This is a genomic window from Microcoleus sp. A6-C6 (genome assembly GCF_036705955.1).
Lineage (GTDB): Bacteria > Cyanobacteriota > Cyanobacteriia > Cyanobacteriales > Microcoleaceae > Microcoleus.
The window spans coordinates 1-9,655 of record NZ_JAUBVR010000123.1; the positions used below are offsets into that span (position 1 = coordinate 1).

Below are 9,655 nucleotides of genomic sequence, written 5' to 3' on the forward strand. Positions count from 1 at the left end.
CAGAGGTACTGGCATAAAAATGAATCCTCCTGTTTTTGTAATTTTAAATCCTCCCAAGCCTTAAGTAAACCGTATTGCCTTATAGTACCATTTATGAAAAATATTGCTACAAAATAAGTGTTGAGGTTGTTTTTTGAACTATTAGAATTTTTGCACTCATTCCCAGACTATCTTGAAATTATCTGCGTTAATCTGCCTTGATCTGCCTTAAATCTGCGGTTGACTGGCTCTATCAAAGATTTATGCAATCTTATTTATTTTGTAGGGTGCGTCGCCGTGAGATTGTCGATATTTTTTGGAATTTTTTATAGCGACGCACCCTACAATTATATTTCTAATTCTGCGTGTTTTAAGCGATCCTGAATTGACATTCCCTGCAACTTTTCACTCATTTCATATAAATCAACTTTATCATAATCGCCCTTAAATAGCGGAATTAGAGATTCAACAACAGCAGCAATTCCCTCTGGCGGTACTGCATTTCCAATCTGGCGGCGCACTTCGGTAACAGAACCTTCAAATACAAAATCATCGGGGAAAGTTTGCAGCCTCGCCCTCTCCCGATTTGTCAGTGCACGGGGTTCTGGATAATGATAACCCCAGGTTCCGCCGCCTCCGCCAGCAATGATTGTAGATGACGGTTTATCGGGATGAATTCGTCGATAAACGTGACTGATCATGCCTTTGACATAGTATGGACTGTCTTTGGGAATATCAGAAAAATTCCCTCCGGCTTTAATTCGATTCAAAATTTCAACGGTGCGATCGCGAATTTGATGATTTTGGTTATTGTCAATAACTCGATTGACATCTTGGAGTGCTTCGCCCGCTGTGCGATAAGGATTTTGGCGATTAAGGCCGTATTCTGCTTGAGGATGCACGAAATCAAATCCTGTATCCATCCGAATGCCAACTAACAACACTCTTTGCCGAAATTGCGGCACTCCGTAATCGGCAAAGTTGTAAAGTTTGGGTTTGACTAAATAACCGGGTGCGATACTTTCAAAGTCGGAAATTATTTGTTTAATTGCTTGATAATTGTTCGCACTTAATAAACCTTTGACATTTTCTGCGACAAAAGCTTTGGGCTTTTTTGTGTTGACAAAATCTAGAAAATATGTATATAAATTGCCTCTGGTTCCTTCAAGTCCGGGGCGCTTCCAAATTAGGGAGAAGTCTTGACAGGGGAAGCCTCCTATACATATTTCGGCTGCGGGAACTTGTGCAATGTCTATATTTTCTATGCTGTCGTTGACGATGACATCAGCAATGTTTCTGCTGAATGTTTTGCAGGCGTATTGATTGGAGTCGATCGCCCAAACCACATCAAACCCAGCTTTGTGAAATGGCAAATCCATACCACCACAGCCTGAAAACAAGGATATCAGTTTTGGTTTGGTTTTCCAGCTTACGTCTTTGAGGCCTTCGAGTGACATATTAGTTCGCAGTGGGACAATAGCCGGCTGAATGCCTGCAACACAAGAGTGTGATTATACCAAATAGTCGTCAGGTGCGCTGTGCAAACCGTACTAAGACTCGATCGCCTTTAATCTTTCACTCTTCATCATCTAACTCGATCCCCGCTTGACGCAATTTTTCTGCTAGTCTTTCAGCGCGGAGACTTTCGCGATCGGCCCGTAGCCGTTCCTCTTCAGCGCGTAGCCGTTCCTCTTCAGCGCGTAGCCGTTCTTGCTCAGCCCGCTCCTCTGACCATAACAATAACTCACCTTGGGCATTCCACCACCTCAACCAATAACCAGTTCTAGATTCGTGCGTTCCTTCCCAAATACCCAAAAACAAGTTTAATCCAGGTATCCAAAAACGTCCGTTATTATCCGGTTCTTCCGCTTCATAATGCTCCGATTCTAAAGCATAAACTTCTAAATGAGCGGTAGTTGCTCGAAAAATAACGTATCTTGGTACTTTAATAATTTGCTCATAAAAGAACCATTTACCCACTCGCTGCTTAAACTCAACGGAGTATTCTTCCCCGTAAGTTTCCGAGAGGAATTCCATCACAATTTGAGGGATAGTTCCTTCGGTGTGCGGCGTGTAACTGCGGCGGACTTGCGAGACATTTTGAGGATTGACGGGTTTTACGTACATCCAATCGGGTGCTTTGCAAATAGTCCGCTGTTCGTCACTGGTGGAGGATGGGAAACTAATTCCGGCACAAAGGGCAAAATTAGAAACTATTAAGGCATCCTGCATTAATTCGGGAATTGCGGTTAGAGGTTGGCGCAATGCGGCGGCTATTAAGGGTTGGGTTTCGTCTTCCACGGGGTCGTCCGGTAGTTGAAAATCGTCTGGTAGTAATGGCCAGGTTACTATTAGTTTGACTGGAGGGTTTTTAGTAGCTACTAACATAGTTTATCAGATGTTGTAGGGGTTGATTTTTTTATTATATCTTTTTGTTTTTGAGATTAATTTTGATTGCCGTTTTCTGTGGATGCAGACGGCGGTTGAAACCGCGCCTACAAAAACTGAAGATGTAGACGGCGGTTGAAACCGCGCCTACAAAAACTGAAGATGTAGACGGCGGTTGAAACCGCGCCTACAAAAACAAAGTCCGCCTCCGCGGACTGAAGAAAATCAGGTAATTTCAACTGCCCGGTCTTCTTCAACCCGCGCACCATCCGGGTTTTGCTTGTATAGAAGCGGTTTCAACCGCCCGGTTCTCTACGAACGGGGAGATGTCATTTGGGAATTCGATCGCCCTACACAGCTTTTATCTTCTGTTTTAGCTCGTCTGTCATGGCTAGCAGTTCAGATTGGGCGATCGCACTTTGTTCACCACTGGCCAACCACTTCAATTGTACAGTCTCATTTTCAGCTTCCGCATCACCCAAAACCAAACACGCAACCGCACCGCTTCTGTCGGCTCTTTTAAACTGTTTCCCGAAAGCACTAGCGCTCAAATCTATCTCTACACTAAAGCCAACACTCCGCAATTTTTGAGCTAACAATATTGATTGTTGTTCGGCTTTATCGCCCCTAGATACCAAATAGAAATCTAACTTCGGCGCGGGCAAAGGTTGCAACTTTTGCAGCAGGATAATTAACCGTTCTACACCCATAGCCCAACCGACTGCCGCGGTATCTGGGCCGCCCAATTCCTTGACTAAACCGTCGTAGCGGCCGCCTCCACAAACTGTGGCTTGCGCTCCCAAATCGTCGGAGACAATTTCAAATGCGGTGTAGGTATAGTAATCTAAACCGCGCACTAATCGGGGATTTAACTGATAGCTAATTCCTAAATTTGTGAGCATTTCCTGCACTCGCTCGAAGTGGGATCGCGATTCTTCACCCAAATATTCTAAAATACTGGGAGCACCAGCGACAATTTCTTGAGTGCGCTGATTTTTGCTATCCAAAATCCGCAGCGGATTGCGAGTCAAACGGTCTTGGGAATCCGCGTCTAATTCTTCTTTGTGCGGTGTAAAATAATCGATCAATGCTTGCCGATAATTTTGTCTGTCTTGCTTGTTTCCGACTGAATTGATATCGAGGCGCAAATTGGTTAAACCGATCGCTTGCAGGATGTCACAGGCGATCGCAATTACCTCCACATCCGCCCGTGGATTGGCACTCCCCAACACTTCCACGCCAATTTGATTGAATTGCCGCTGTCTGCCTTCTTGGGCGCGTTCGTAGCGAAACATCGGCCCAGTATACCACAGACGCTGCACGTCTCCGGCAGCGTACAAACTGTTTTGAATAAAAGAGCGCACTACTCCGGCGGTTCCTTCTGGGCGCAAAGTAGTCGATCGATCGCCCTTATCTTTAAAAGTGTACATTTCTTTGCCCACAACATCGGTAGCTTCGCCGATACCGCGTTCAAATAAAGATGTTTGTTCAAATATAGGAGTGCGAATTTCTCGATAAGCCGCTTTGTTCAAAATTGTTCTAGCGACTTCTTCTATATTTTGCCAATATTGAATTTCTGCGGGCAAAATATCCCGCGTTCCCGGTAAAGTTTTAATTGTACTCATGAATGTTAGTAATTAGTCATTTGTTGGTTGTTATTTGTTGGTTGTTATTTGTTGGTTGTTATTCGTTAACAGCTAACAGCTAACGGTTAACAGTTAACAGTTAACAGTTAACAATGCCCGATGCCCGATGCCCGATGCCCGATGCCCGATGCCCGATGCCCGATGCCCTATGCCCTATGCCCAATAACTAATAATTCCCAAGCTCCGTAACGATCGCCATAATAAGCCAAAATGCGATCGACCCGCTGGCGATCGACCAAATCGAAGCCTTCAGGATACTGTATCCACAAACCTCCAATTTGGCTGTCGCTGTAATCAAACCGCTGCGACTGCTGCGGAATTAAACCGATTTCCACCCCTTCAACTTGACGCAAATGGGCTGCTACTTCGCGATATACCGTCAGCGGCAATCCCGGGGATTGAATTTGATAGCGGAGTTGTTTTTCTTGTGCCGTTTGCATCATTTCTTTGCCTGTCCCCAACCAAAATCCCTATTTAAGATACTTCTTTATTGATCGGCCCTGGTAGAGCGCAACAGTTAATATCGTCCAAACATACCTTCCCCCACTGCAACGCCCAACGTACCAGCGAAACTCGATTGTCAGCGGGCGTCTTGTTCAAGATATTACTAATGTGGTTGTCAACAGTACGCTTGCTAATCTCTAACTTTTCAGCGATTTTCTCATTGGTCAATCCCGCCGCTACTAACTCTACCACTTGCAATTCTCTGTCCGAAAGGGTGACAGGGGTGCTGGAGACGCTCCCGTTCATAAATTTTTCCTATGTGTGCATATTTACCTATATACAATTCTAGAGGATGAGGGAGCGAGTATGAAGAGAAAATTAAATCTGCTGCGGCTGCTTTTTCACAGTGCAAGCACCAACTCGCTTGCATAATCGCGGCTTCGTGGAAAAGAAGTCGGGGACACCGCAAGACGCACCAGCAGCACAGCAGGCGCATGGGGTGGCGGATGCTAGCTTTCCCTGAATGCACCTGACATCCGGGCCCACAAACCCGGAGATGTTGGTAAGTAAAACTGCTGATACGCCCGCACTGCACTTGTGCGTTGAGCCTGTAACTGCCGGTATCAGCAAGTCTGATATTATAGGGAGCAGCCATTAAAAAATAGCTGACAATTTTTATGGGATGGGTTAAAAATAATTATTGACTTGTCTGCTGCGGCTCTAAAATCTAAAATCGTTCGACGCTCGCGCTCACACCGAAATCTAAAATCTAAAATCTAAAATCAATATGACTTATCCTCGCGTTCTATGTCTGGGTGAAATTTTATTTGATTGTTTAGCAGACAAACCAGGAGCATCTCTAGAAGAGGTAGAATCTTGGACGGCGTATCCCGGTGGCGCTCCTGCAAATGTTGCCTGTGCTGTGTCTAAATTGGGGACTGAGGCGGCATTTATCGGTGCTGTGGGGGGGGATGAGTTGGGGAATTCCCTCGTGCAGGTGTTGCAAGAAGTAGGGGTTGATACCGCTGGAGTGCAGCGCCATCCGAGTGCGCCGACGCGACAAGTTTATGTGTTGCGGAATGAAGCGGGCGATCGATCTTTTGCAGGTTTTGGTACATTGGATACTGCGGATTTTGCCGACACCCGCCTCCAGGCTGCCCAAATACCGGAAGTTTTGTTTGAAAATGCCGATTTTTTAGTGCTAGGCACTTTAGAATTAGCTTATCCTGAAAGTAGAGAAGCGATCGAAAGAGCGATCGAACTAGCAGAACGTTACGACGTTAAAATTATAGTTGATATCAATTGGCGTCCGGTGTTTTGGCCAAATCCCGACGAAGCAAAAGCGCACATCATAAAACTCTTAAAAAAAGTAGATTTTCTCAAAGTATCTGACGAAGAAGCCGAATGGTTGTTTGCAACTACCGATGCTGGAGCTATTACCTACCGCCTCGATTCTGTAGAAGGCGTTTTGGTGACAGCGGGCGATAAAGGTTGCTCCTACTGTCTGTCGGAAAATGAAGGAAAAATCCCCGTCTTTGCAGTAGATGTTGAGGATACAACAGGTGCCGGTGACGGATTTGTCGCTGGTTTTGTGCAACAGTTGTGCAAGCAGGGAATTAAGAATTTAGCAGATCCAGAAATAGCAAAAAAAATTGTCACCTATGCAAGCGCGGTGGGTGCGATGACAGCGATGAAGCCTGGGGCAATTGCAGCTCAACCAACCAGCGCTGAAGTTGAAGCTTTCTTGTATTTGTACAAAAAACATCCCGCCAAACATTCATAGGTTCGTAGTGAGGACTTTAGTCCTTCTTTATGCGGACTAAAGTCTTCACTACAAACCTGTTTTTTAGTGGGAAATTAACCGCCAATTATACCAATTTAATAAATACTTGCTATAGATGAATTTCTAGCCCCCCCCCCTTAACAAGGGGGGGTTGGGGGGGGTTCTATGTAGCACTTATTTTGCAAAATGGTATTATAGCGTTTCTCAGAAAGATGAGGTATGCTGAGTTATGCTACAACCCTTACACTAGCAAGTTTTTCATGTCAAAATTCGTACCTCACGAATGTGAGAAAGGCTATATACCATTTTTCTAAAATCGTGCAACACTCTTCGACCCCCCCTAGCCCCCCCTTGCAAAGGGGGGGAACAAGAATACTGTTGCATTCTTTTTTTAAATTGGTATAAGATTATTTTTAATCTGGCGCACCATTACGTCTAGCGGCTGCGAAGCATCTATAATAATTGCATTTTCTGGTTCTTCGAGAGTAGCGCACTGACTTGACAGCAAGTCTAGTTTCATGTAGTGATTTTCGCGAGTTTTTAACCGGGATGCTAATAGCTGAAAAGAAGCTTTGAGATAAACTATTTTCATTTGCTGCGGGTCTCGGTAGAGCATTTCGCGGTAAGATGCTTTTAAGGCAGAACAAGCTAACACGACATTTTTATTTTCCAACAGCCACCTGTCGATTGTAGCTTGCAAGTGCAACAGCCAAGGCAGGCGATCGGCATCTTCTAAAGCAATTCCTCGACTCATTTTTTGGATGTTTGCTGGCGGGTGAAAATCGTCGGCATCGCTGAAATCCCAATTGAGAGATTCCGCCAGCAACTTACCAACAGTAGTTTTTCCCGAACCGGAGACTCCCATCACGATCGCAATCATCGCTATTATTTACCAAATATTTGTAATTCTATCGAGTTGGGCGTGAGACAAACCGAGTTTCTTAAATGTTCTGATAAATCCTGCACCAGAAAAACGTTAAGAAACTCAGTCTATTTCTAATTATCGATCAAACTTCTTCCCTCGTGTTTCTAATTAAATTATAAGCGAATACCCCGATAATTCCACCAATGATGGGGAATATAATAAACGCCCACAACTGTTGGATTGCCCAGGTGCCTTGAAAGATAGCCACACCGATACTTCTAGCGGGGTTAACTGATGTATTGGTTACGGGAATTCCGACTAAGTGAATCAACACCAGCACCAAGCCGATCGGAATTCCGCCCAAACCCACGGGATAATGGGGATCGGTAGTACCCATGATGGTAAATAACAGAAAAGCCGTCAGTACAATTTCCGTCAAAGCTGCTGCTAAAAGCCCGTAACCTGTGGGAGAATGTTCTCCAAAACCGTTGGAAGCAAATCCCGAAGCAGCCGCATCAAAACCGGGTTTTCCTGATGCTATCAGATACAAAACAAGACCGCCTAAAATTCCGCCTAAAATCTGACCTCCTATATAATAAGGAAGCAAAACAGCATCGATCAGTTTAGCAACTACTAAACCGATGCTTACCGCTGGATTGATGTGGCATCCAGAGATCGGCCCGATCGTATAAACCATAACTAAGAGGGATAAGCCAAAGGCGATCGCCACTCCCAAAAAGCCGATTTTGTCTCCAGCTAAAACTGCACTGCCGCATCCACCTAATACCAGTACAAAAGTACCGAAGGCTTCAGCAACTCCTATTTTTATTTTTGTGTCCATGCTCACCCTCTCTATTTTTGATAGGTTAATTATGCACCCTGTTATGATCTGACATTCTCAAAATTAGAGCTGCATTTTTTTTCGCCAGCACTACAATACCAAGGAAAACCTTACAAGGATCTGTAACTTTAATTTATAGAATGTATATTGTCTCAACTGAAATTGTGGAATTTGAATTTAACAAATTAGCTCAGAGCTTACTATTTTATGAAAACAATGTCAAGCCTCTGCGGTTTTTTTAATATAAATTGTGCGAATCAATCACAAATACTTAACTAATTTTTATATGATTTTGTAATTAAATTGTCAATAATCAGCCTATTTTTTGTATAACTTTGGCAAGCTATTAGTAATTTATTTCAAAATAATTAATTTGGGTTTTTGGCTAACTTGACGATCGCAATTTTACTGCTTGTTGGCTGTAAGGCCGATCGCCCTTGCAGCTAAAACATCACTGCTAACCGGCTGGTACATCGGACTGGAGAATGGGCGAAACTCTCGCCAATCGGCGGTAATCTTGCACAGCAAGCGGAACTGTAGCGGGGTTGGGGGTTGGTTGAGGCGATCGACTTCCACGCGAACCAATTCTCGATGCTGCGAGATAATATTAAAAATATCATCCAAAAGATAGCGCGGACAATAGCCTACAATCCAGCGATCTTTAGTACACAGAAGCAAAGCAGAGGAATCGTGCGGATTTTGAAATTCGTGGGCTAAATACAAAAGTTCGCCCACTTGAAGCTCATTAATCCGTTCAATTGCCGGCTTGGGAAGGTGTCGCAGTCCATGTGCAAAAAAATGGATGCGGTAACGTCCATTTTCATCCGGTTCGGGACAGGGGAATACCTCAAATTTATCAGTTACCCGTTTACCTCCGCTGCGGGCCAATAAAGCAATTGGGTCATCTTCGTGTTGAGGGATATTCAACCACTGTACAAATTCAGGGTAGTCAGGGCGCGATCGCGGCCGCACTCGATTAGAAAACAAGGGAAACAGTTTTTGTGAAGTGTAAACCTTATTGAAATCAGGGAAAGATGGCAAGGGTTCAAACCTGCACTTATGTTGAGCTTCTAGAACACCATTTGTATAATTGAACTGGTATTCTTTACCGTTAAATGTCAATTTTGCGATCGGAAACCAAGAACGGCTGCCCGGGTCTTGCCAAGCCAAAAATAGTGTTTTCAAAGCAAATCTCCTGTCAATTCAAGTAGCCTTTCTCTATTATATTTAAGTATTTGTTGAGAAAAGTCAATGGTAATTTGTGAAATGCGATCGCGCGGTATCCGGTTAAAAATGGCTAGAGGCTCATTAGGGGAAATCCTCGCAAGGCAATTGAGCCAAATTTTGGCTGCTTGGGGATAGTCTAGCGCTGCGGAGCGGAATGCCTCAAAAGTCTTGAGAGGCTTTCGTTCATTATCGCTAGCATATAACTGAGAAGAGCATCTTTTAGCATAAGCTTGGACAGAAAAGCCAGTATCTTTTGTAATCAGTCTATCTTGCCGTTCTTTATCTAATATCCGCACTCCAAAACTAGAGGCATGGTCGTGAGTTGGTGCTAGATATCTGGCGATATTTAAAGTAGGATCGCTTTCGGGTTTATCTAATACACCCCAATTCTCTGAGTGACGGTCTGTAGGGTGCATCTCACTTTGGCAAATACATCAAATTGAAAGTTGACCGTTGAGATAAGCACAGCGAAGAGAAAGGAT

At 44.2% G+C, this 9,655-nt stretch carries 10 protein-coding genes; 1 reads left to right on the forward strand and 9 read right to left on the reverse strand.

Annotated elements, in window-relative coordinates; translation table 11 throughout:
* Positions 1–326: 326 nt before the first annotated feature.
* From QUB52_RS27585 to QUB52_RS27605, 5 genes are all read right to left on the reverse strand, one after another.
* The gene (locus QUB52_RS27585) at positions 327–1,436 is read right to left on the reverse strand and encodes a DNA cytosine methyltransferase (RefSeq protein WP_332975496.1); all 1,110 of its coding nucleotides are present in this window, start codon (positions 1,434–1,436) and stop codon (positions 327–329) included.
* Positions 1,437–1,554: 118 nt separating this feature from the next.
* Positions 1,555–2,367, reverse strand: a complete 813-nt coding sequence (locus QUB52_RS27590; protein WP_332968249.1) for a Uma2 family endonuclease — start codon at positions 2,365–2,367, stop codon at positions 1,555–1,557.
* A 350-nt stretch (positions 2,368–2,717) separates the two neighbouring features.
* On the reverse strand, positions 2,718–3,992 hold the full coding sequence (gene hisS / locus QUB52_RS27595; RefSeq protein WP_332975497.1) for a histidine--tRNA ligase: 1,275 nt from the start codon (positions 3,990–3,992) through the stop codon (positions 2,718–2,720).
* 167 nt (positions 3,993–4,159) lie between these two features.
* Complete coding sequence (locus tag QUB52_RS27600) at positions 4,160–4,453, reverse strand: hypothetical protein (protein ID WP_265233891.1); 294 nt, start codon at positions 4,451–4,453, stop codon at positions 4,160–4,162.
* 34 nt (positions 4,454–4,487) lie between these two features.
* Positions 4,488–4,763 carry a helix-turn-helix domain-containing protein gene (locus tag QUB52_RS27605; protein ID WP_265233862.1) on the reverse strand — a complete coding sequence of 92 codons (276 nt, stop codon included), beginning with the start codon at positions 4,761–4,763 and terminating at the stop codon, positions 4,488–4,490.
* Positions 4,764–5,244: 481 nt separating this feature from the next.
* Here QUB52_RS27605 and QUB52_RS27610 point away from each other — a divergent pair, with 481 nt between their 5' ends.
* Entirely contained in the window at positions 5,245–6,240 is a 996-nt protein-coding gene (locus QUB52_RS27610; RefSeq protein ID WP_332975498.1) for a carbohydrate kinase family protein, read from the forward strand.
* A gap of 391 nt (positions 6,241–6,631) precedes the next feature.
* On the opposite strand, the gene QUB52_RS27615 is transcribed toward QUB52_RS27610, so the two are convergent.
* From QUB52_RS27615 to QUB52_RS27630, 4 genes are all read right to left on the reverse strand, one after another.
* Positions 6,632–7,120 carry a gluconokinase gene (locus QUB52_RS27615; RefSeq protein WP_332975499.1) on the reverse strand — a complete coding sequence of 163 codons (489 nt, stop codon included), beginning with the start codon at positions 7,118–7,120 and terminating at the stop codon, positions 6,632–6,634.
* A gap of 127 nt (positions 7,121–7,247) precedes the next feature.
* Positions 7,248–7,946: an aquaporin Z gene (gene aqpZ / locus QUB52_RS27620; RefSeq protein WP_332975500.1), complete on the reverse strand. Its 699-nt coding sequence runs from the start codon at positions 7,944–7,946 to the stop codon at positions 7,248–7,250.
* Positions 7,947–8,351: 405 nt separating this feature from the next.
* Positions 8,352–9,131 carry an HIRAN domain-containing protein gene (locus tag QUB52_RS27625; RefSeq protein WP_332975501.1) on the reverse strand — a complete coding sequence of 260 codons (780 nt, stop codon included), beginning with the start codon at positions 9,129–9,131 and terminating at the stop codon, positions 8,352–8,354.
* On the reverse strand, positions 9,128–9,589 hold the full coding sequence (locus QUB52_RS27630) for a hypothetical protein (RefSeq protein ID WP_332975502.1): 462 nt from the start codon (positions 9,587–9,589) through the stop codon (positions 9,128–9,130). Before QUB52_RS27630 ends, QUB52_RS27625 begins: the two co-directional genes overlap by 4 nt.
* Positions 9,590–9,655: the final 66 nt, after the last annotated feature.